This window comes from Streptomyces sp. SDT5-1 (assembly GCF_052245995.1).
Taxonomy (GTDB): Bacteria; Actinomycetota; Actinomycetes; order Streptomycetales; family Streptomycetaceae; genus Streptomyces.
On the sequence record NZ_CM125963.1, the window covers coordinates 3,720,752 to 3,741,583 of the forward strand.

Annotated in this window: 21 protein-coding genes; 7 read left to right on the top strand and 14 right to left on the bottom strand. The window is 71.8% G+C overall.

Annotation, left to right across the window (positions count from 1 at the left end; genetic code table 11):
- Window positions 1-28: 28 nt before the first annotated feature.
- From ACTWJ8_RS17235 to ACTWJ8_RS17265, 7 genes are all read right to left on the bottom strand, one after another.
- Window positions 29-385: a hypothetical protein gene (locus ACTWJ8_RS17235; RefSeq protein ID WP_356384475.1), complete on the bottom strand. Its 357-nt coding sequence runs from the start codon at window positions 383-385 to the stop codon at window positions 29-31.
- 72 nt (window positions 386-457) lie between these two features.
- Complete coding sequence (locus ACTWJ8_RS17240; protein ID WP_443264913.1) at window positions 458-1,768, bottom strand: hypothetical protein; 1,311 nt, start codon at window positions 1,766-1,768, stop codon at window positions 458-460.
- Window positions 1,769-1,806: 38 nt separating this feature from the next.
- Complete coding sequence (locus tag ACTWJ8_RS17245) at window positions 1,807-2,940, bottom strand: hypothetical protein (protein WP_443264384.1); 1,134 nt, start codon at window positions 2,938-2,940, stop codon at window positions 1,807-1,809.
- The gene (locus ACTWJ8_RS17250; protein WP_356384469.1) at window positions 2,937-3,836 is read right to left on the bottom strand and encodes a COG1470 family protein; all 900 of its coding nucleotides are present in this window, start codon (window positions 3,834-3,836) and stop codon (window positions 2,937-2,939) included. The genes ACTWJ8_RS17245 and ACTWJ8_RS17250 overlap by 4 nt, the downstream gene beginning before the upstream one ends.
- A gap of 12 nt (window positions 3,837-3,848) precedes the next feature.
- The gene (locus tag ACTWJ8_RS17255) at window positions 3,849-4,550 is read right to left on the bottom strand and encodes an LPXTG cell wall anchor domain-containing protein (RefSeq protein WP_356384466.1); all 702 of its coding nucleotides are present in this window, start codon (window positions 4,548-4,550) and stop codon (window positions 3,849-3,851) included.
- A gap of 153 nt (window positions 4,551-4,703) precedes the next feature.
- Window positions 4,704-5,195, bottom strand: coding sequence for an ATP-binding protein (locus tag ACTWJ8_RS17260; RefSeq protein ID WP_356384463.1), 492 nt, complete (start codon window positions 5,193-5,195; stop codon window positions 4,704-4,706).
- A gap of 276 nt (window positions 5,196-5,471) precedes the next feature.
- Window positions 5,472-5,855, bottom strand: a complete 384-nt coding sequence (locus tag ACTWJ8_RS17265) for an STAS domain-containing protein (protein ID WP_356384460.1) — start codon at window positions 5,853-5,855, stop codon at window positions 5,472-5,474.
- A 255-nt stretch (window positions 5,856-6,110) separates the two neighbouring features.
- Between ACTWJ8_RS17265 and ACTWJ8_RS17270 the strand changes: the two genes are divergently transcribed.
- Both ACTWJ8_RS17270 and ACTWJ8_RS17275 read left to right on the top strand, forming a co-directional pair.
- Window positions 6,111-7,010: an RNA polymerase sigma factor SigF gene (locus ACTWJ8_RS17270; RefSeq protein ID WP_356384457.1), complete on the top strand. Its 900-nt coding sequence runs from the start codon at window positions 6,111-6,113 to the stop codon at window positions 7,008-7,010.
- Between the two features lie 191 nt (window positions 7,011-7,201).
- Complete coding sequence (locus ACTWJ8_RS17275) at window positions 7,202-8,521, top strand: ricin-type beta-trefoil lectin domain protein (protein ID WP_443264386.1); 1,320 nt, start codon at window positions 7,202-7,204, stop codon at window positions 8,519-8,521.
- Here ACTWJ8_RS17275 and hutI read toward each other — a convergent pair.
- The 4 genes from hutI to hutU all read right to left on the bottom strand — a co-directional run bounded on the left by hutI (window position 8,461) and on the right by hutU (window position 14,111).
- Window positions 8,461-9,636 carry an imidazolonepropionase gene (gene hutI / locus ACTWJ8_RS17280; protein ID WP_443264387.1) on the bottom strand — a complete coding sequence of 392 codons (1,176 nt, stop codon included), beginning with the start codon at window positions 9,634-9,636 and terminating at the stop codon, window positions 8,461-8,463. The two genes, ACTWJ8_RS17275 and hutI, sit on opposite strands and share 61 nt — an antisense overlap.
- 136 nt (window positions 9,637-9,772) lie before the next feature.
- A complete protein-coding gene (locus tag ACTWJ8_RS17285) occupies window positions 9,773-11,113 on the bottom strand; it encodes a formimidoylglutamate deiminase (protein WP_443264915.1) in 1,341 nt (446 codons plus the stop codon).
- Window positions 11,104-12,306 (bottom strand): allantoate amidohydrolase, encoded by a 1,203-nt coding sequence (locus ACTWJ8_RS17290; RefSeq protein ID WP_356384445.1) that lies wholly within the window; start codon window positions 12,304-12,306, stop codon window positions 11,104-11,106. Before ACTWJ8_RS17290 ends, ACTWJ8_RS17285 begins: the two co-directional genes overlap by 10 nt.
- 146 nt (window positions 12,307-12,452) lie before the next feature.
- The gene (hutU, locus tag ACTWJ8_RS17295; protein WP_443264389.1) at window positions 12,453-14,111 is read right to left on the bottom strand and encodes a urocanate hydratase; all 1,659 of its coding nucleotides are present in this window, start codon (window positions 14,109-14,111) and stop codon (window positions 12,453-12,455) included.
- Between the two features lie 144 nt (window positions 14,112-14,255).
- Between hutU and ACTWJ8_RS17300 the strand changes: the two genes are divergently transcribed.
- The 5 genes from ACTWJ8_RS17300 to ACTWJ8_RS17320 all read left to right on the top strand — a co-directional run bounded on the left by ACTWJ8_RS17300 (window position 14,256) and on the right by ACTWJ8_RS17320 (window position 17,960).
- Entirely contained in the window at window positions 14,256-15,623 is a 1,368-nt protein-coding gene (locus ACTWJ8_RS17300; protein WP_356384439.1) for an APC family permease, read from the top strand.
- 207 nt (window positions 15,624-15,830) lie between these two features.
- Window positions 15,831-16,229 (top strand): hypothetical protein, encoded by a 399-nt coding sequence (locus tag ACTWJ8_RS17305; RefSeq protein ID WP_356384436.1) that lies wholly within the window; start codon window positions 15,831-15,833, stop codon window positions 16,227-16,229.
- Entirely contained in the window at window positions 16,226-16,981 is a 756-nt protein-coding gene (locus ACTWJ8_RS17310; protein ID WP_356384433.1) for a transcriptional regulator, read from the top strand. Before ACTWJ8_RS17305 ends, ACTWJ8_RS17310 begins: the two co-directional genes overlap by 4 nt.
- Window positions 16,982-17,037: 56 nt before the next feature.
- Window positions 17,038-17,535, top strand: a complete 498-nt coding sequence (locus ACTWJ8_RS17315) for a roadblock/LC7 domain-containing protein (protein ID WP_443264391.1) — start codon at window positions 17,038-17,040, stop codon at window positions 17,533-17,535.
- A 50-nt stretch (window positions 17,536-17,585) separates the two neighbouring features.
- Entirely contained in the window at window positions 17,586-17,960 is a 375-nt protein-coding gene (locus tag ACTWJ8_RS17320) for a hypothetical protein (protein ID WP_443264392.1), read from the top strand.
- Between the two features lie 57 nt (window positions 17,961-18,017).
- Here the strand turns inward: ACTWJ8_RS17320 and ACTWJ8_RS17325 are convergent, their stop codons facing one another.
- Genes ACTWJ8_RS17325 through ACTWJ8_RS17335 form a run of 3 tightly spaced genes read right to left on the bottom strand, consistent with a single transcriptional unit; the run spans window position 18,018 to window position 20,824 of the window.
- A complete protein-coding gene (locus tag ACTWJ8_RS17325; RefSeq protein WP_356384426.1) occupies window positions 18,018-18,449 on the bottom strand; it encodes a hypothetical protein in 432 nt (143 codons plus the stop codon).
- Between the two features lie 11 nt (window positions 18,450-18,460).
- Entirely contained in the window at window positions 18,461-19,876 is a 1,416-nt protein-coding gene (locus tag ACTWJ8_RS17330; RefSeq protein WP_356384423.1) for a purine-cytosine permease family protein, read from the bottom strand.
- 12 nt (window positions 19,877-19,888) lie between these two features.
- Window positions 19,889-20,824, bottom strand: a complete 936-nt coding sequence (locus ACTWJ8_RS17335; protein WP_443264917.1) for an ABC transporter substrate-binding protein — start codon at window positions 20,822-20,824, stop codon at window positions 19,889-19,891.
- Window positions 20,825-20,832: the final 8 nt, after the last annotated feature.

The window sequence follows — 20,832 nt, forward strand, 5'->3', positions numbered from 1 at the left end:
GGCACGGCGGCGCTTCGCTGTGTGCCGCCTACTTGACCTGCTGACCGTAACCGGCGAGCGACGAGCGGATCGGGCACTTCACGGTGGACTTGGTGCCCGCCTTCTTCCACGGGCCGTAACCGGTCCAGTAGATGTCGTGCTGATTGCCCTGACCCCGCATCTCCGCGCACTTGATCATGGCGCGGTGCTTGGTGACCTTCTTGCCGCTCTTGGACTTCTTGCAGCTCGAGGTGGACTGGGCGGTCCCCCACACCAGCTTCGCCGACGCCTTGCACTTGTACTTGGCGCCTGCGGCCTCGGCCGTGCCGGCCGACACAAGGCCCGCTCCGGAGGCGAGCAGAACCGCCGCCAGAGCCCCCGTCACGGACTTCTTCAACTTCCCCATGTGTTTCAAGGGAAGGCCGGAGGCCGCCGGTCGTTCGTGGTGGCGGCCTCCGGGTGTCGTGGGTGACCTCTGCTAGCGGCGGGACACCGCCCTGCGGGCCTTCGGCAGGAAGGTGAAGACCGCGCCGCCCAGGAGGATGACCGTGCCGGCGGCCAGGCCGAGGGCGCGGAGGGCTGCGTCGTTGGAGGCGCCGGTTTCGGCGAGGCCGCCGCCGGCGCCGCCCGTGGCCGTCGAGCCGCCGCCGCCCGCCGAACCCGTGCCGCCGCCGCCCGACGCGCCGCCCTCCTGCTTGGACGTGTCGAGCTCCAGGGAGACCGGTGCCTTGTTCGGGGTGCAGGTGGTGGTCGTGCCGAGGGCCTTCACCGTGAGGACGCCCGGCGACAGCGTGGACTTGCCGTCGGCGCCCGGCTTGTACGTACCGGTGAGGTCCGGGATCTCGATCGGGTCGCCGGACTTGATGGCTTCCTTGTTGGTCGGGCCCTCGACGTGCACCGTGCCCTTGTCGGAGCCGCCCAGCTTCACCTCCATCGACGGTTTCACCGAGTCCTTCGGGATGTCGGCCGGGCTGTCCATCACGGACTTCTTGAACTTCACGGTGAGCCCGAAGTTCCCGCCGTCCTTCTTGGCGTTGATCTGCACGGGCGACGTGGCGCTCTTGTCGCCGATGGGTGTCTTGCAGGAGTAGGGGACCTCGACCTCCTTGCCCGTGAAGTCGCTCTGGCCGCTGTCACCGCCGGACGAGCCACCGGAGGACGAGGAACCGGAGGAGGACGAGCCGGAGGAGCCGGTCGAGCTGCCGCCCGAGCTCGACGAGCCGCCCGTCGACGTGCCCGGGATGCCACCGATGGCTCCGCCCGAGCCGCCCGTGCCGCCCGCCGACTCCAGGACCTTGATGACCGTTCCGGGGTTCACGGCCTCCGTCGGCGAGCACTTGGTGTCCGTCGACATCGGCTTGCTGACGTTGATGTTGTACTTGTCCGGCGTCAGCTTCACCTCACCCGGCTTCGTGAGCTTCAGCTTGCCCGTCATCGTGGACAGCTTCATGGGGCTGTTCTTGGGGATCGCCGGGTTCTCGCGCGGCCCCGACATGGCGAGCTCACCGGTCTGCGCGCCCGCGGTCTTGAGCGTGCCCGTCGGCTGGACGGTGTTCTCGCCGAGGTCGAGGACGTCCGGGTTCTTCGAGGCGCCCTGGATGAACTTCCAGGTCACGTTCACCGTGTCGCCGACCTTCGCCGTGGCGGGCGCCGTGATGGCCGCGATCGTCGTGCCCTGCACCGGATCGAGGCCGGAGATCGACGGCGGGATGCACTCCGTCTTGTACGAGGTCTCGGCGGCCTGCGCCGGAGCCGCGGCCCCGAACACCAGGCCCGCCCCGCCGAGCATCAGGGCGACTCCGGCCGCGCTCACTCTCCGTTGGGTGCTCACGTGTTTCCTTTCGTCGTCGGGCTGTTCTCGGGCGGTGCGGAGAGTCGTCCGGCCACGGGCCGCTCAGGGCCGGTGTCCGGGGTGAACCAGGGCAGGGTCGTGGTCGCCGCGGCGCCATCGGGTCGCTCGGCGGCGTGCGCGGGCGCGGGCGCGGATCGTTTCGGCTTCTGCTGCGGGAGCCGCACCTTCGGCAGCCGTACGGTGCGACCACCCGCCGACCGGGAGCCCCGGCGGTCCCGCGGCCGTACGCGGTCCACGATCGCCATGCCGATCCGGAAGACGGCGGCGGGCACGACGACGCAGAGCAGGATCCAGAAGAGCGTGACGCCCCAGGGGCGGCCGACGCCCCACGGCTGTTCGGCCAGCACCTTCCCGCCGTACTTGAGCGAGACGAGATAGTCGCCGTGCGCGCCCGCCGTCAGCTCGACCGGCAGCTCGATCTGCGCCTTGCGGCCGGGCTGTACGGTGCCGCGCCACTGCTGGTCCTCCCATTGCGGCGCGAACACGCCGTGGGAGGTGCCGACTTGGAAGACGGGGTTCTTGACAGGCGTCGAACCGACGTTGCCGACGGTGAACGTGAAGGTGCGCGAGGGCGGGGCGCCGAACCAGGTCAGCAGCCCGCTCGAACCCTCGAGCCGGGTGTCGGCGACCATGGACAGCTGCCCGGTGCCGGACGTCTTCGGCAGCGCCTTCACCGGGTGCCCCGCCACCTGGAACACGGCGTCGGACTGGGCCTTCTGCCCGGTCACGGTGGCGACGTGGACGACGCACGGGCACGGCTTCGGCGGCTCGGCCACCGGCATCGCCTTGCTGAACGCGCCCTTGCCGTCGGTGGTGACCGCGCGGCCCTCGGAGTTGGCGCAGGAGTTGGTGCCGCCGATGACGCCGCGCGAGGGGCTCGACTGCCCGCAGATCAGCATCATCAGGAGCGTGTCGGGCCGCCAGCCCGCGCCCTTCACGGTGATCGACCCGCCGGTCCCCGCCTGGGACTTGGAGAGCGTCACGGACGGCTTGTCGGCGGCGGAGGAGGAAGCGGCGGCGGAGGTCGCCCAGGGCGCGCTGCCCGCGAGCAGCGCCGCCACGAGGGCGAGGACGGTCAGCGGCCGCGAGAGGCGGGCGCGGCGGTTCATGGCGCACTCCTTACGTTCCCTTGTCGGCGCGGCATCCGGAGCGGGCGGGGCACCGGCCGACGGCGCAGATACCAGTACGCGGCGCAGGCCGCGCCCGCGAGCACGGCGAGCCCTCCGCCGACCGCGCCCCACGGCACGAACCGGGCGCTCGCCGTGGCCGTGTCCGCCGCGCCGCCGCCCGCGGTGACCGTCACCTTCACGTCGACCTCGTCGAGCGCGGGGGCGTCCCGCCACGGCTCCTTCAGCGCGACCTTGCGCCCGGGCGCGATGCGCACCGGCAGCTCGCGCCGCCGGTCGAGGGAGGCGCCCAGCACGCCGTCGGCCGTGAGCGCCAGGCGCGGCGAGAGGGTCGTGTTGCCGCGGTTCACCACGTCGTACGCGATGGTGTCCTCGGCCACCCGGACGTTCTCGACGGTGAGGGCGGACAGGGTGGGGCCGCTGACCCGCAGGTGCACGCTGACGCCCGCGTCCCTGCCGCCCGAGCGCGCGACGATCGCGCCTGGGTGGTCGCCGGGGGTGGCGCTCGCGGGCACGGTGACGGTGAACGGGACCTCGGCGCGGGTGCGCGCGGGCACCTTCACGGACGCCTCGGCGAACCGGATCCAGGCCCCGGTGTCCTTGCTCTCCTTCCGTTCACCGTCGCCGTCGGCGCCGCGCAGCGAGACGGTGATCGCCTTGCCGCCCGGGTTGCTGACGGCCACCTTGTCCTCCAGTACGTCGCCGGGCGCCCCTTCCGCGTAGACGTAGGGGCGCCCGTCGTCGCCCGCGGGCCGGGTGCCGCCCGCGGATGAGGGGGCGACGGTCCAGCCGGGGGCGGCGGAGGACGCCGGTGCGCAGAGGCCGCTCAGGACGAGCGCCACCGCGGCGGCGAGCAGTCCGCCCATCGACGCGCGCAAACCCCTACCTCCTCAGCGGGACGCCGCCTGGCCGCGCCGGGTCAGCCACAGCACGCCCGCCGCTCCGGCCAGGAGCACCGTTCCGCCCAGCGTGCCGAGCGCGATCGCCGAGTCCTCGGGACCCGTCTGCGGCAGTTCCTGTCCGCCGGAGGGCGCCGAGGAGCCGGTGTCGCCCGCACCGCCGCCGCCTCCTGCCGCCGCCTTCACGTCCAGTTCGAGGGACGGCTTGGGGCTGTTGGAGGGCGTGCAGGTGGTCGTCGTACCGAGCGCCTTGATGGTGAGGACGCCGGCCGTGAAGTTCACCTTGCCGCTCTTCTTCGGCGTGTACGTGCCGGTCAGATCGCTGATCTTGATCGGGGTGTTCGCGGGGATCGCCTTGTCGTTGGGCGGGCCCGTGGCCGTGAACTGGCCGCTGTCCGCTCCGCCCACCTTGATGACCGCGCTCGGGTGCATGGCGCCCTTGCCGAGCTCGACGGGGCTGGAGGAGACGCCCTTCTGGAAGGACATCGTGATCTTGTAGCCGCTGCCGCTCTTGGCGCTCTTCATGTCGATCGGGGAGACGGCTCCCTTGTTCCCGATCGGCGTCTTGCACTGGTAGTTGACGTTCTGCACGGTGGCGGAGGCGGTGGGGGCGGCCATCAGCACCGCCGAGCCCGCCAGGGCCGCGCTGAGCGCGAACGCGGCGGTTCGTTTCTGGTACGTCCGGTACGACACCTCGAAGTCCCTTCAACCCGAAGGTTACTGACGGTTCATCAGATGCGGGTGGCTCAAGGTACGCCGGGGACCTTGCCGAGGGAAGACAAAGAGCACGCCGGATCGAGTTCGATCCGACGTGCTCCCAAAGGCGCGTACGAGGCGGCCTGAGGCCTAGGCGGGGGCGCCGACCTCCGCCCAGACGACCTTGCCCGTGACTCCGGGGGTGCGGACAACTCCCCAGTCGAGGCAGAGGCGTTGGACGATGAACATGCCGTGCCCGCCGGGCCTGCCGACCCGGTGCGGGGTGCGCGGCGCGGGCTGGCCCGCCCCGCGGTCGGCGACCTCGATGCGCAGCACCTTGTTGGCCGGGGCGTCGCCGAAGTACAGGATGATCTCGTCGGGACCCTCGGCGTGCAGGCACGCGTTCGTGACGAGTTCGGAGACGACGAGCAGCACGTCCTCCGCCGCGGCCCGGCGGTCCGCGGTCGCCGCCGGCAGCCAGCCCCAGGCATGCAGCGCCTCGCGGGTGAAGTCGCGGGCGAGCGGCACGATTCCGCTGGCCCCGCTGAGGCTCAGCCTGCGGACCTGCGCACCCGCGACGACCGGCACTTCACCGGACTCGGGGCCGTGGTCGCCCGGCGAGTAAGGCCGGGTGGTGCTCATCAGCACTTCACCTCACCGATTCACCAATTCAGCTTCTGGATTCAGGGTCCGAGTGCCCACGGTCCGGTCATGAAGTCCGGGTCGAGGATCGGGGTCGCAGGGTCGTCGAGGTCGCAGGGTCTTGGTCGTCTTCGGGGGGTCTCCTGCCCGAGGGAACGACGGAAACACCCACTTGTTCAGAACGGCTCCTGTGACGCTGGTAACGCCTCGATCACGCAGTGACAACTGGAGCGTAACTTCTGCGGTTCGCCACCGCACGCAGCCGTCCGGTTCCGCTCAGTCGCCGGAGGGGTCCGGGGCGAGGGCGTCGTCGAGGGACGCGTGGACCGTGAAGACGGCCTCCGCACCCGTGATCTCGAACACCCGCGCAACCACCGGGAGCATGCCCGCGAGGTGCACTCCACCCCCGGCCGCCTCGGCCTTGAGTCGGGCCCCGAGCAGCACGTTCAACCCCGTCGAATCGCAGAATTCGAGGCGAGAACAGTCGATCACCAGACGGGAATGTCCGTTGTTGAGGCATTCGTCCAGGGGTTCGCGCAACAGATCGGCCGTATGGTGATCCAACTCACCGGCCGGAGTCACGACGGCACTGGAGCCCTCTTGTCGCACCTCGACCAGAAGCCGGCCCCGATGCGCACTGCCGACTGTCCCGCGGTCCATGACGTCTCTCTCTCGCTGCCTACGACGTGCCGATTGACGCCCTCGAACACTACGCCCTCAGACCGTGTGCCGACACCCGAACAACCTCTAGAATTCGGACATTTCGCCACAGAACGCACTTGCGGCTCGGTGCAGAAAGCGGGTAGGCCTAGTAAGGACAGCAATCGACCACGGCCGGCTTTGGAGGCGCCGCACTTAGAAGCAGTGCACGCATTGGCATCGGCAGCCATATGCCGAGAACGCATGGAGGACATCATGTCAGCCCGGCTCGACGAATCGCGTACTGACCAGGCGACGTCGACTCTCCCCCCGGAAACGCACCTCGACGTCGAGACCGACGGCCTCGAAGGCCTCGAAGGTCTCCCGGAGATCCCCCCGTACGACGAGGTGGGGCCGCTCGACGCACGAGCCCTCTCCAAGACCCTCTTCGAACGACTCGAGTCCCTCGAAGAAGGCACCCACGAATTCTCTTACGTCCGCAACACACTGGTCGAGCTGAACCTGGCTCTGGTCAAGTTCGCGGCCTCCCGGTTCCGCTCCCGCAGCGAGCCGATGGAGGACATCATCCAGGTCGGCACCATCGGCCTGATCAAGGCGATCGACCGGTTCGAGCTGAGCCGCGGCGTCGAGTTCCCCACCTTCGCGATGCCGACCATCGTCGGCGAGATCAAGCGCTTCTTCCGCGACACCTCCTGGTCCGTGCGCGTACCGCGCCGTCTCCAGGAACTCCGTCTCGACCTTGCCAAGGCGGGCGACGAACTCGCCCAGCAGCTCGATCGCGCCCCCACGGTGGGCGAGCTCGCCGAACGCCTGGGCCTGTCGAAGGACGAGGTCGTGGAGGGCATGGCGGCGTCGAACGCCTACACCGCCAGTTCGCTCGACGCCCAGCCCGAGGAGGACGACTCCGAGGGCGCGCTCGCGGACCGGATCGGCTACGAGGACCACGGGCTCGAGGGCATCGAGTACGTCGAGTCGCTGAAGCCGCTGATCGCCGATCTGCCGCCCCGCGACCGCAAGATCCTCTCGCTGCGCTTCGTCGCCAACATGACCCAGTCGGAGATCGGCGAGGAACTGGGCATCTCGCAGATGCACGTGTCGCGGCTGCTGTCGCGGACGCTGGTGCGCCTGCGCAAGGGTCTGACGCTCGAGGAGTAGTCCGCGCCGACCCGCATCACCCTGTCACGTCGAGGGGGCCGACCCGCCGGTCGGCCCCCTCGGTGTATCTCGGCGCATTCGCGCCAACTCCCGCGCGACCGTGGCCGGTTACCACGGGGAACACCTTCCCCCGCCACCGCTCCTGCACCACTATGAGCACCCATCGGGGGCCCCGGTGACAGGAGGACACGGTGTCTGCGAACGGCGGCGCCCGCACCAGCGCGCCCGACCATCGGCTCGTCGCCCTGCTGCGGGCCGACACCTCGACCGCGTACGGGGCGCTCGGCGAACTGCGCCGCAGGCACCGGCACGCGCTGTTCGGCTACGCGCGGCTGTGCACGGCCGACCCGGACGCCGGGCGGCAACTCGGCGCGCAGGCGTTCGCGCGCGCCGCGCGGGAGGTCGCGCGCGGCCTCGAACCGGGCTCCTGGCGCCACCACACGTTGCTGCACGCGCACCGGCTCGCGGCCGAGTGGGCCGCCGACGAACGCCGCACGCGCCTCGCTCCCGGCCTCCTGGCCGCCCTGTACGCGCCGGACGCGGGACGGCCGCCCGCGCTGCTCGATGCCTTCCACCTGCTGTCGCCGCGCGCCCAGACCCTGCTGTGGCACTCGGTCGTCGACGAGGAGCCCGACGCGGCCACCGGGCTCGTCGTCGGCGCCCCGGCGCGCGAGGTGGCGCAGGCGCGCGGGGAGGCGCTCGAAGCGCTGCGGGGCACCGTGCTCGCGGCACGGGAGGCCCGCGCGCAGGGCGCGCCGTGCCTGGGCCTGCGGCGGCTCGTCGAGCCCGCGACCCGTCCTGCCAGGCCGCGCCGCACCGCCGACCTGGACGCGCACCTCGCCCGCTGCCCGAGCTGCACCGCCGCCTACCTGGAACTGACGGCCCTGCGCGACACCCCGCGCAGCGCGCTGGCGGAGGGACTGCTGCCGTGGGGCGCGGCGGACCACCTGACGGCCGAACCGGCGCCCACGCCCCCGCCTCCGCCCGCGCCCAGGAGACGCCCGCGCAACACGGTCCCGCCCCGGCACCGCGCGGCCCCCGGGGCCCGGCCGAGACGCCGCAGGGCCGCGCCCATGCGCCTGGCCCTGGCCTCGACGGCGGCCGGTGTGGCGCTGGTGCCGCTGCTGATCCTGACCCTGACGGAGGGCCGCCCCGACCTGTCGGCGGTCGTCCAGGGCACGGCGACGACCCCCGAGCCCTCGCCTCCGGCCACGGTCACGGCGACCACCACCACGACGGCCACGGCGACCGCGACGGCCACCGCCACGGAGACGGTCACGGTGTCCCCGTCTCCGCCCGCGCCGTCGACGTCGGCGGGGAAGCCGACGTACGAGCCGTCACCGACCGCCCCGCACCGGCCCGGCGACGACCGCACGACCGCACCGCCGAGCCCGTCCGTGCCCCTGCCGTCCCTGTCGGCGGGCCCGGACCAGGGGAAGGAGACCGGCCCTCAGGCGACCCGCTCGCCGCGCCGCCACACCTCCGCGACCAGCGGGACGCCCGGGCGGTAGGCGAAGTGGACGTGGCTCGGGGCGTCGAGGAACGTGAGGTCGGCGCGGGCGCCGGGGGCCAGGTGGCCGACGTCCGTGCGGCGGAGGGCCTTGGCGCCGCCCGCCGTGGCCGACCAGAGGGCCTCGTCGGGGGTCATGCCCATGTCCCGTACGGCGAGGGCGATGCAGAACGGGACCGAGGACGTGAACGACGAGCCCGGGTTGCAGTCCGTGGAGAGGGCGACCGTCGCGCCCGCGTCCAGGAGGCGGCGGGCGTCCGGCCACTCGGCGCGGGTGGAGAACTCGGCGCCCGGGAGCAGCGTCGCCACCGTTTCGCCGTTCGCGAGGGCGTCGACGTCCGCGTCCGTGAGGTGCGTGCAGTGGTCGGCCGATGCCGCGTCCAGCTCCACGGCGAGCTGCACCCCGGGGCCGTACGACAGCTGGTTGGCGTGGACGCGGGGCAGCAGGCCCTTCGCCCTGCCCGCCGTGAGGATCGCGCGCGCCTGGTCGCCGTCGAAGGCGCCCTTCTCGCAGAACACGTCGACCCAGCGGGCGTGCGGCGCGCAGGCGTCCAGCATCTCGCCGGTGACGAGCTCGACGTACGCCGCCGGGTCCTCCGCGTAGTCCGGGGACACGATGTGGGCGCCGAGGTAGGTGACCTCGTCGGTGTGCGCCGATGCGATGCGCAGGGCGCGCTCCTCGTCCTGGACGGTGAGGCCGTAGCCGGACTTCGTCTCGAACGTGGTCGTGCCCTGGCGGAGGGCCTCGGCGAGGTGGTGCTTCAGGTTCGCTTCGAGGGCCTCGTCGGTGGCCGCGCGGGTCGCGGCGACCGTGGTGCGGATGCCGCCGGCCTGGTAGCTCTGGCCCGACATGCGGGCGTTGAACTCGGCGGTGCGGTCGCCCGCGAAGACGAGGTGGGAGTGGGAGTCGACGAAGCCGGGGATCACCGCGCGGCCGGCCGCGTCGTGGGTGGTGTCGGCGGCGGGGGCCTTGGCGGTCGGGCCCGCCCAGGCGATCTTGTCGTTCTCGATGACCAGGGCGGCGTCGTGGATCTGGCCGAGGGGGCCCTCGCCCAGTTCCGGGTTGTTCGTGACCAGGGTGCCGATGTTGGTGATGGCCGTCGTGCGGTTCGTCATGGGTCCTCTCCGTGGGCGGGTGGGGGTTTCCTTCTCCCCCAGCCCGCCCCTTCCCGAAAGTTGGCGCTTCGCGCCGGTGGTCGAGGTCGCGGGGCTCTGCCCCGGGCCCCGCGCCTCAATCGCCGGCGGGGCTTGATCAGTGCAGTGCCGCGATCGCCTCCGTCAAGGCGCCCGCCACGTCGCCCACCCGGACGTGTTCGCCGTCGCGGACCACCACCCGGCCGCCCGTCACCACGTCCGTGACGTCCGCCGCCGTGGCCGCGAAGACGGCCGTCTCCGCGCCGAAGCGTGGGGCGGGGCCCGCCGTGCGGACCGAGTCGAGGCGGATCGTGACCAGGTCGGCCACCGCGCCGGTCTCGATGACGCCCGCGTCGTCCCAGCCCAGGGAGGCGTGACCGTCGGCGGAGGCCGCGCGCAGCAGCGCCGCCGCCGTCCAGTGGCCGCGCGTGCGGGAGCGCAGCCGTTCGTTGAGCTCCATCGCGCGCGCCTCCTCGAACAGGTCGATGACGGCGTGGCTGTCGGAGCCCAGGGAGAGCGGCGAACCCGCCGACTGGAGGGCGGGCGCGGGGCCGATGCCGTCGGCCAGGTCGCGCTCCGTGGTGGGGCACATGCAGGTGCCGGTGCCCGAGCCGCCGATGAGCGCGATGTCCCGGTCCGTGAGGTGGGTGTTGTGCACGCCCGTCGTACGCGCGCTCAACACGCCGTTGTCGGCGAGCAGTTGGGTCGGCGTACAACCGTGCGCGGCCTGGCACGCGTCGTTCTCCGCCGTCTGCTCGGAGAGGTGTACGTGGAGGGGCGCGCGGCGGGCCGACGCCCATTCGGCGACCGTCGACAACTGCGCCGCCGGGACCGCGCGCACGGAGTGCACCGCCGCGCCGATCCGCACGCCCGGACGCTCCTTGAGCAGCGAGGCCCGCTCGGCCCAGGCCTCGGCCGTGCCGTCGCTGAACCGCTGCTGGTGGTGGTCGGGCGCCTTGCCGAAGCCGGACGACAGGTACGCCGTGTCGAGCAGCGTGATCCGGATCCCGGCCTCGTCCGCCGCGGCGATCAGCGCCTCGCCCATCGCGTTCGGGTCGGCGTACGGGGTGCCGCCGGGCGCGTGGTGGAGGTAGTGGAACTCGCCGACGGCGGTGATGCCCGCGAGCGCCATCTCCGCGTACACGGCCCGCGCGAGCCGGTGGTACGAGTCCGGGGTGAGGCGGTCCGCCACCGAGTACATGACCTCGCGCCACGTCCAGAACGTCCCCGAGCCGACCTGCACCGTCGAGCGCAGCGCCCGGTGGAAGGCGTGGCTGTGGGCGTTGGCGAGGCCGGGCACGGTCAGTCCGCGCAGCGCGGTCGCGCCGGGCGGGGGCGCGGCGACGCCCGTGCGGACCGCGGTGAAGCGGCCCTCGTCCGACACGTCGACCGCCACGCCGGGCTCGACGTGCGTGCCGAGCCAGGCGTGTTCCAACCAGTAGGTCGTCGTCACTTGCAGGCCAGCCCTTCCAGTACGTCGGCCAGTGCGCGCACACCCTCCAGGCAGTCGTCCTCGGCCGCGGACTCGGCCGGGGAGTGCGAGACGCCCGTCGGGTTGCGTACGAACAGCATGGCGGTGGGGATCGACTGGGCGAGGATTCCCGCGTCGTGTCCCGCGCCCGTGCCGAGGACGGGGACCTTCAGGTCGGTGTCCTTGCCGAGGATGCGGCCGAGCTCGTCGCGCAGGGCGTCGTCGAACTCGACGATCGGCGTGAACGACTCGCGGGTCAGCGACACGTCGATGCCGTGCGCCTCCGCGTACTCGCGGGCCGCCTTCTCGACGCCGTCGACCGTGGCGTCCAGGGACTCCTGGTCGGCGGCGCGGGAGTCGAGCCAGCCCCGTACGAGCGAGGGGATCGCGTTGACGCCGTTCGGCTCGACCGAGATCTTGCCGAACGTCGCGACCGCGCCCGCCAGTCGGGCCTCGCGGCGGGCCGCCAGGACCGTCTCCGCGTAGGACAGCATCGGGTCGCGGCGGTCGACCAGGCGGGTCGTGCCCGCGTGGTTGGCCTCGCCGCGGAAGTCGAAGCGCCAGCGGCCGTGCGGCCAGATGGAGCTGGCGATGCCGACGGCGTCGCCGGACAGGTCGAGTGCCCTGCCCTGCTCCACGTGCAGCTCGATGAACGCGCCGATGCGGTCGAGGCGTTCGCGGTCGGCGCCGATCGCGTCCGGGTCGTAGCCGGCCCGCTCCATCGCCTGCGGGAGGGTGATCCCGTCGGCGTCCGTGAGCCTGTGGGCCGCCTCGGGGGTGAGGACGCCCGCGGTGAGGCGGGAGCCGACGCAGGCGAGGCCGAAGCGGGCGCCCTCCTCGTCGCCGAAGTTGGTGATCGCGAGCGGCTTGGTGAACTCCGCTCCCCTGCGGCGGAGTTCGTCGAGGGCCGCGAAGGAGGAGACCACGCCGAGGGGGCCGTCGAAGGCGCCGCCGTCGGGGACGGAGTCCAGGTGGGAGCCGGTGACGACGGCGTCGCCTGCCTCCGGGTCGCCGAGCCAGGCCCACTGGTTGCCGTTGCGGTCGACTTCGTAGGTCAGGCCGCGGGATTCGGCCTGTGCCTTGAACCAGGCGCGGCAGTCGGCGTCCGCGGCGGTCCAGGCGTGGCGCCTGTAGCCGCCGGAGTCGGCGTTGCGGCCGATGGGACGGAGGTCCCGCCACATCTCCAAAAAGCTCGAAGGCTCCCCCAACCCGCCCCTTCCCGAAAGGGTGCGCTCCGCGCCAGGAGTTGCGGACTCGGGGCTCTGCCCCGGACCCCGCTGCTCAATCGCCGCAGGGGCTTGATCGAGCGACTCCCCTTGATTGGTACTCACTCGCCCTCCGTCATCGGCACCCGCACCCCGCGCTCACGCGCGACGTCCGCCGCGTGCTCGTAGCCCGCGTCCACGTGGCGGATGACGCCCATCGCCGGGTCGTTCGTCAGGACCCGCTCGATCTTCGCGGCGGCGAGCTCCGTGCCGTCGGCGACGCAGACCTGGCCCGCGTGGATGGAGCGGCCCATGCCGACGCCGCCGCCGTGGTGGAGGGAGACCCAGGACGCGCCGGAGGCCGTGTTGACCAGGGCGTTCAGGAGCGGCCAGTCGGCGATCGCGTCGGAGCCGTCCTTCATGGCCTCCGTCTCGCGGTACGGGGAGGCGACGGAGCCGGAGTCGAGGTGGTCGCGGCCGATGGCGACGGGGGCGGAGAGCTCGCCGCTGGCGACCATCTCGTTGAACTTGAGGCCCGCGCGGTGGCGCTCGCCGTAGCCGAGCCAGCAGATGCGCGCGGGCAGGCCCTCGAAGGAGATGCGCTCAGCCGCCATGTCGAGCCAGCGGTGCAGGTGCTTGTTGTCCGGGAAGAGTTCCTTGATCGCGGCGTCCGTCTTGCGGATGTCCTCCGGGTCGCCGGAGAGGGCGGCCCAGCGGAACGGGCCGAGGCCCTCCTCGAAGAGGGGCCGGATGTGCGCGGGCACGAAGCCGGGGAAGTCGAAGGCGCGGTCGTAGCCGGCCTTGCGGGCCTCGTCGCGGATCGAGTTGCCGTAGTCGAAGACCTCGGCGCCCTTGTCGAGGAAGCCCACCATCGCCTCGACGTGCAGACGCATCGACTGCCGCGACCGCTCGGTGAAGCCGGCCGGGTCCGCCTCGCGCTCCTTGTCCCAGTCCTCGACGGAGATGCCGACGGGGAGGTACGCGAGCGGGTCGTGGGCGGAGGTCTGGTCCGTGACGATGTCGATGGGGGCGTCGCGGCGCAGCAGCTCGGGGAAGATCTCCGCGGCGTTGCCGACGACGCCGATGGACAGGCCGCGGCGCTCGTCGCGGGCCTGGACCGCCAGCTCCAGGGCGTGGTCGAGGTTGTCGGCCTTGACGTCGAGGTAGCGGGTGCCGATGCGGCGGTCGATGCGGGTCTCGTCTACGTCGACGCAGATCGCGACGCCCTCGTTCATGGTGACGGCGAGCGGCTGCGCGCCACCCATGCCGCCGACGCCGGCGGTGAGGGTGATGGTGCCGGCCAGCGAGCCGCCGAACTTCTTGCGGGCGACCGCGCCGAAGGTCTCGTACGTGCCCTGGACGATGCCCTGCGAGCCGATGTAGATCCACGAGCCGGCCGTCATCTGGCCGTACATCATGAGGCCCTCGGCCTCCAGCTTGCGGAACTCCTCCCAGTTGGCCCAGTCGCCGACCAGGTTGGAGTTGGCGAGCAGCACGCGCGGCGCCCACTCGCTGGTGCGCAGCACGCCGACCGGCTTGCCGGACTGGACGAGGAGGGTCTCGTCCGCCTTCAGCGTCTTCAGCGTGCGCACGATCGCGTCGTACGCCTCCCAGGACCGGGCCGCCTTGCCGGTGCCGCCGTACACGACGAGCTTGTCGGGGTGCTCGGCGACCTCCCCGTCGAGGTTGTTCATGAGCATCCGCAGGGCGCCCTCCTGCTGCCACCCGAGGGTGTTCAGCTCGGTGCCGCGCGGGGCTCGTACGGGGCGGGGTCCTGACATCTGCGGCCTCCTGAGGTGCGTAGCCAACGACTGTTCAGTCTTCTATTCACATCCTGGCGACATGAATAGGTCTAGTCAAGAGCCGTCCCGGGGAATCCCTACCTCCTACGCGGAACACCACCTACGCACCTCGCGGGAGCACCAGTGACGACTGCGACGACCGACACCCCGCTGCACCGGGCCATCGGCCCGAAACTCCTGATCCTGTTCGTGGTCGGCGACATCCTGGGCACCGGCATCTACGCCACCACCGGAAAGGTCGCCGGAAAGGTCGGCGGCGCGCTGTGGCTGCCGTTCGCGATCGGGTTCGTCGTGGCGCTGCTGACCGCCGCCTCGTACGTGGAGCTCGTCGGCAAGTACCCGAAGGCGGCCGGCGCGGCGCTGTACGCGCAGAAGGCGTTCAAGGTGCCGTTCCTGACCTTCATCGTCGCCTTCATGGTGATGTGCTCGGGGCTCTCGTCCGCGAGCGCCGCCGCCCGCGCGTTCAGCGGCGACTACCTGGGCGAACTGACGAACGGCGCGCTGCCGCCCACCCTGATCGCCATCCTCTTCGTGCTCGCGCTCGCCGCGCTGAACCTGCGGGGCGTGAGCGAGTCGGTGAAGGCGAACGTGGTGCTGACCCTCGTCGAGCTGACGGGCCTGGTCGTCATCCTCGCCATCGGCGCGTACGCCGTCCTGACCGGCGGCGGGGAGCCCTCGCGGCTGACCGACGTCGAGACGGGCGGCACCGGGTTCGCCCTGATGACCGGGGTACTGGGGGCGACGGCGCTGGGCTTCTTCGCGTTCGTCGGCTTCGAGGACTCGGTGAACATGGCCGAGGAGACCAAGGACCCGACCCGCACCTTCCCGCGCGCGATCTTCCTCGGCGTCACCATCACCGGCACCATCTACGTGCTCGTCGCGCTGGTGTCCTCACTGCTCGTGGACTACAAGGTGCTCGAGTCGTCGAGCGGTCCGCTGCTCGAGGTGGTGAAGGCCGGCGGCGTCGACTTCCCGCACAAGCTGTTCGCGCTGATCGCGCTGTTCGCCGTCACGAACTCGGCGCTCATCAACATCATGATGGCCTCGCGGCTCTGCTACGGGATGGCCAACGAGCGGATCCTGCCGCGCGCGATGGGCCGCGTGCTGCCCGGCCGGCGCACGCCCGTCGTGGGCATCGTCTTCGTGTCACTGCTCGCCGTGGGGCTCGTGTCGACCGGGGAGATCGAGGGGCTCGGCGACACCACCTCGTTCCTGCTGCTGTGCGTGTTCGCGGTGGTCAACGTCGCCGTGCTCGTGCTGCGCAGGGACCGGGTCGACCACCGGCACTTCCGCGCGCCGACGATCGTGCCGGTGCTCGGCGCGATCACCGCGCTGATCCTCGCGAGCCCGCTCGCCGACCGGCCGGCCGAGGTCTACATCCGGGCGGGCGTGCTCATCGCCATCGGGATCGCGCTGTGGGCCGTGAACAAGGTGGTGATGAAGGCCCACGGCGAGAGCACCGGGAGCCGGTCCGCCGATCTTCACAAGTGAGGGCGGGCGGTCTTCACACGGACCGTTGGTCACCACGATGGCCTGAATGCGCCTTTTTTCGAGGTCAGTTGGCGAATTGTAGCCACCCACCGAATGTTCCACCGGAAAATGCCAGAAGCCTCACCTGGCCCTCGTACGTTGCGTAGCGTCGCCGTCACATGTGCACCAGTGGCACACAAAGTGGCGATCGGGTGGGGAGGTTCAGGGGTGCCCGGTATCGACGAGTGCCTCCTGGAGGCCATGCGGCTTCCGGGGGCTCGCGGCGCCTCCGTCGTCGACTGGACCAGCGGGCTCGCCCTGGGCGCGGTCGGCGACTCGCGCAACGGGGACCACGAGGAGGGCGCGGCCGAGACCGCCGAGCTGGCCAGGCTCGCCGCCGAGCACCTCGCCTTCGCGCCCGTCGACGGCAGTCCTGCCGCCGACAAGGCGCCGCCCGTCGAGGACGTCATCGTCACCAACCGCGACGGCTACCACCTGCTGCGCTTCGTGCGGACCACCTTCGACAGCAGCGTCTTCGTGCACCTGTGGCTGGACCGCGCCGAGGGCAATCTGGCGCTCGCCCGGATCAGGCTCGCGGACATCGCCGACCGGATGGTGCTCGGATGACCGCCGACACCGCGGGCGTCTCCCCGATGCTGACCCGGCTCGCCGACGAGCAGGCGACCGGGGCCCTGATCCGGGAGCACGGCACCCTCTATCTGGCGGACGGCCGGGTCGTGCACGCCGAGTCGCCCGCGACGCCGGGCATGGACGTGCTGCTCACGGCGGGCGGCGCGGTGCGGGCCGACGGCTGGTCGGAGGCCGTGGACCGGGCGGGCGCGCGGCAGCGCGTGGGGCGCTACCTCGTCGAACAGGGCAGGCTCACCGCCGGCGCGCTCGAACTGTGCCATCTGGGCGCCCTGTTCGACGCCGCGTACTTCACGCTCGCGCCGAGCAGCGGGCCGAGCCGGTTCCGGTACGGCGTCTCGCACTGGTTCGGGGCGGTGCGGCCCGTGCCGGTCGCGGCCGTCGAGCGGGAGACGCTGCGCCGCCGCGAGCTGCTGCGCCGGATATGGCCCGAGCCCGACACCGACACGGCGCCGCTGCGTCGCACGCCGGGCGGCGGCCCCACGGTGCCGCCCCGCAGGCGCCGCGTCCTCGACCTCGTCGACGGGACCCGCACCGCTTCGCAGATCGCCCTCGCCCTGGGCAGGCCCGCCTTCCACACCCTCGTCGACCTGCGGCGGCTCGCCGCGGGCGGGCTCGTGGCCGCGGTCCCCGAACCGCCCCCGCGGCCCGTGCCGCCTCCGGAGCTCGCCGTGGACAGCCCCGACGTGGCCCTGCTGCACCGGCTGCGGGCCGGCCTGGAGGCCCTGTGAGACGACTGCTGCGCTCCTCGCGCTCCCCCGATCCGCGCACCGAAAGGAGACCTCCGATGGCCGACGAGGTCGAACTCCTCGCCGAACTCCAGCGGTTGAGAGTCCGCGTCCCCCAGCTCACGGGCGCGCTCGTCGCCAGCGTCGACGGCCTGGTGCTCGCCGGGGACACCCCGGGCGTCGAGCCGGAGAGCGTCGCCGCGCTGACCGCGTCCGCGCTCGGCGTCGCCCAGCGCCTCGCCGACGCCACCGGTCAGGGCGCCTTCCGCGAGCTCCTGGTGCGCGGCGCCGAGGGCTACATCGCGACGTACGCGGCCGGGGAAGCGGCCGTCCTCACCGTGCTCGCCGAGGACCGTGCCAACGTCGGGCGGCTGCACCTCGAAGGCCGCCGCGCGGGCGCCCGGATCGGCGAACTCGTCGGCGCCGTCGAGGAGTCGGCGCCCCGCACCCGCGGCCGGGCCCGCGCCCGCAAGCCGCCCGCCACCACGACCACCACCACGGAGACCGGCCTCCCGGTCCGCCGGCCCACCAGTCCGCCGCCGCAGCCGACGCCTTGAGCGGCCGCGCGAAGCACCGGAAACCACATACCAAGAAGGGAACCACCACCATGGCCAACACCGACGCCGCACTCAAGGACGCCCTCGCGTCCATCGAGGGAGCCACCGCCGCGGCCCTCGTCGACTACACCAGCGGCATGGCCCTCGGCACCATCGGCGGCTCCAAGAGCTTCGACCTGGAGGTCGCCGCGGCAGGCAACACCGACGTCGTCCGCGCCAAGCTGCGCACGATGGAGCACCTGGGCATCCAGGACGAGATCGAGGACATCCTCATCACGCTCGGCGGCCAGTACCACCTGATCCGCCTGCTCAAGGGGCGCGGCGGGAACGGGCTCTTCCTGTACCTGGTGCTCGACAAGGCCCGCGCCAACCTGGCGATGGCCCGCCACCAGCTGAAGAAGATCGAGAACGAGCTGGAGGTCTGAGAGCGCACGAGGGGGCGCCGCGCCGGTGCGATCCCGGCGCGGCGCCCCCTCGTGCCGCTACCCCTCCCAGTCCGACTCCTCGCGCTCCCTGCGCTCCCGCCGTCGTACGGGACTCCACCGCACGGCGTGCAGTCCGTTCACGCCGACGATCCCGGCCCAGGCCACGAAGAGCCCGGCGAGACCCGCGTTGACGACCGCGATCGCGGACAGCGGGATGGCGAGGACGAGCGAGACCACGGCGAAGCCGAAGCGCTCGCCCCAGTTCTCCGCGCCGGAGTCGCGGGCGCCACGGGCCACGGTGATCCGGTGCTCGGCCAGTTGTCGCCGCACCCTGCGGTCGACGACGGTGTCGAGCCGCTGCTCGACCTTGTCGAGGAACGATTCGACGAGCGCCGGCTCGTACTCCTCACCGAGATCCCTGCGCGCGTGCAGGGTGGCGTCGAGTTCCTTCTTGAGTTCGGCGTCGCGTGTGCGCTCGCGGGCTTCCATGCTCCTCGACGTTACGGAGCCGTGGCCCCCACCGCAGTAGGGCTATCCCCCGTCTTCTCACTGGGCCACGCCCCCGCACCCCGCCGGGCCAGCAGCCAGTACAGGGCGGCCGGGACGACGAGCCCCACGATCCACGAGATGTCGGCGCCGCCGAGCGGCCCGACGAGCGGCCCGGTGTAGAAGGCGGTGGCGAGGAACGGCAGCTGGGCGAGGAGCCCGATGCCGTAGACGACGAGCGCGTCCCAGCGCCAGGCGCCGTAGCGGCCGTTCGGGTCGGAGAGCGCCGGCAGGTCGTAGCGCTCCCGGGAGATCAGGTAGTAGTCGACCAGGTTGATCGCCGACCAGGGCGTGAAGAACGTCAGCAGGAACAGCAGGAAGTCCTTGAACGAGGTCAGGAAGCTGTCCTTGCCGGCGAGGGCCACCACGGTGCCCGCGACCATGATGATCCCGATGTAGACCGCGCGCCCACGCTGCGAGAGCACCCGCTGCCCGCGGAAGCCGCTGATGCCGGTGACCATCGACATGAAGCCGCCGTACGTGTTGAGGACGTTGACGGTGAGCTTGCCGAGCGCGATCACGAAGTAGAAGAACGAGGCCGCGAGGCCCGCGCCGCCGAGCGAGACGACGTAGCCGACCTGGTTGTCGATGAACTTCTCGCCCGCGCTCGCCGCGACGAGCACGCCGAACGCCATGGACCACTGCGAGCCGAGCGCGGACCCGGCGAGCGTCCACCAGAAGGTGGCCTTGCCGCTCGTCGTACGCGGCAGATAGCGCGAGTAGTCGGCGACGTACGGGCCGAAGGCGAGCTGCCAGGAGGCCGAGAGGGAGACGGCGAGCAGGAACATCGGCAGCGAGAAGTGCGCGTCGGAGAGCAGCGACCCGACGTCGACACGGTCGAAGAGCCGCACGCCGAGGTAGACGAAGGCGAGCGCGCAGACGACGCTCGCGACCCGCCCGAGGACGTGGATGACGCGGTAGCCGACCGTCGCCACGACCCCCGTGACCAGCGCGAACACGATGATGCCGGTCGTGTCGTTCGTGTGCGTCAGCTGCGCCGTGGCCTGCCCGGCGAGCACGGTGCCGCTGGCGAAGAAGCCGACGTACATCAGGATCACGAGGAGCAGCGGGACGACCGCGCCCTTCACACCGAACTGCGCCCGGGACTGGATCATCTGCGGCAGCCCGAGCTTCGGCCCCTGCGCCGAGTGCAGCGCCATGACGGCGCCGCCGAGCAGGTTGCCGAGGACGAGCCCGATCAGCGACCAGACCACGTCGCCGCCGAAGACGACGGCGAGCGCGCCGGTGACGACGGCCGTGATGTGGAGATTCGCGCCGAGCCAGAGCGTGAACTGGTTGAACGCGCTGCCGTGCCGTTCGCTGTCCGGCACGACGTCGATGGAGTGCTTCTCCACTACCGCTGCGGCCATGCGATGGCCTCCTTACTTCTTGCCGAGCCCGTGGCGGCGCGCGTAGTCGTTCGCGACGTCCTCGGGGTCCTTCTTGTCCTTGTCCACGAGCCGGTTCAGCTCGGTGAGGTCCTCGGTCGTCAGCACGTTGCCGAGGCGGGCCAGTGCCTTGCGGACGGTCGAGTCGGCCTTGCGGTCGGCGATCAGCGGGACGACGTGCTGACCGGGGACCAGGTTCTTGGGGTCGGTGAGGACGACCCAGTGGTTGGCGGCGATGTCGGTGTCGGTGGTGAACAGGTTCGCCACGTCGACATCGCCCTTCTTCAGGGCGCCCTTCACCAACGGGCCCGAGGAGTCGAGGGACTTGAACTCCTTGAACTCGACGCCGTACACGTCCTTGAGACCGACGGCGCCGACCTGCCGCTTCTTCACCTCGGGCGCGGCGCCTATGACGAGCTTCCCGTTGTGCTGCGCGAGATCGGCGAGCGACTTCAGCTTGTACTTCTCCGCGGTCTCGCGGGTCACCACGAACGCGTCGGAGTCCTCGGCCATCCCGTACGGGAGGATCTGGAGTCCCGCCGGGAGCACCATGGCGAGCGCGTTCTGCATCTCGCCCTCCTCGGTCGCCTTCGACGTGGTGTCGAGGTAGTGCAGGAGGGCGCCCTGGTACTCGGGCAGCAGGTCGATGTCGCCGCCCTTGAGGGCGGGGATGAGGATCTCGCGGGTGCCGAGGTTCGGCCGCACGCTCGTCTTCACTCCGGCGGCCTCCAGCACGGCCGCGTACAGATACCCGAGGACCTGGTTCTCGGTGAAGTTGGCGGTGCCGATGGTGACGCCCTTCTTGCTGGAGCCACCGCCCGCGAGCGAACCGCCCTGCTGGTCGAGCGAGGTGATGCCGCTGGAGCAGGCGGCGAGCGCGGGGACGGAGGCCGCGGCGGCGAGCCCGCCGAGGAGGGTGCGTCGGTTCATGGTGCTCA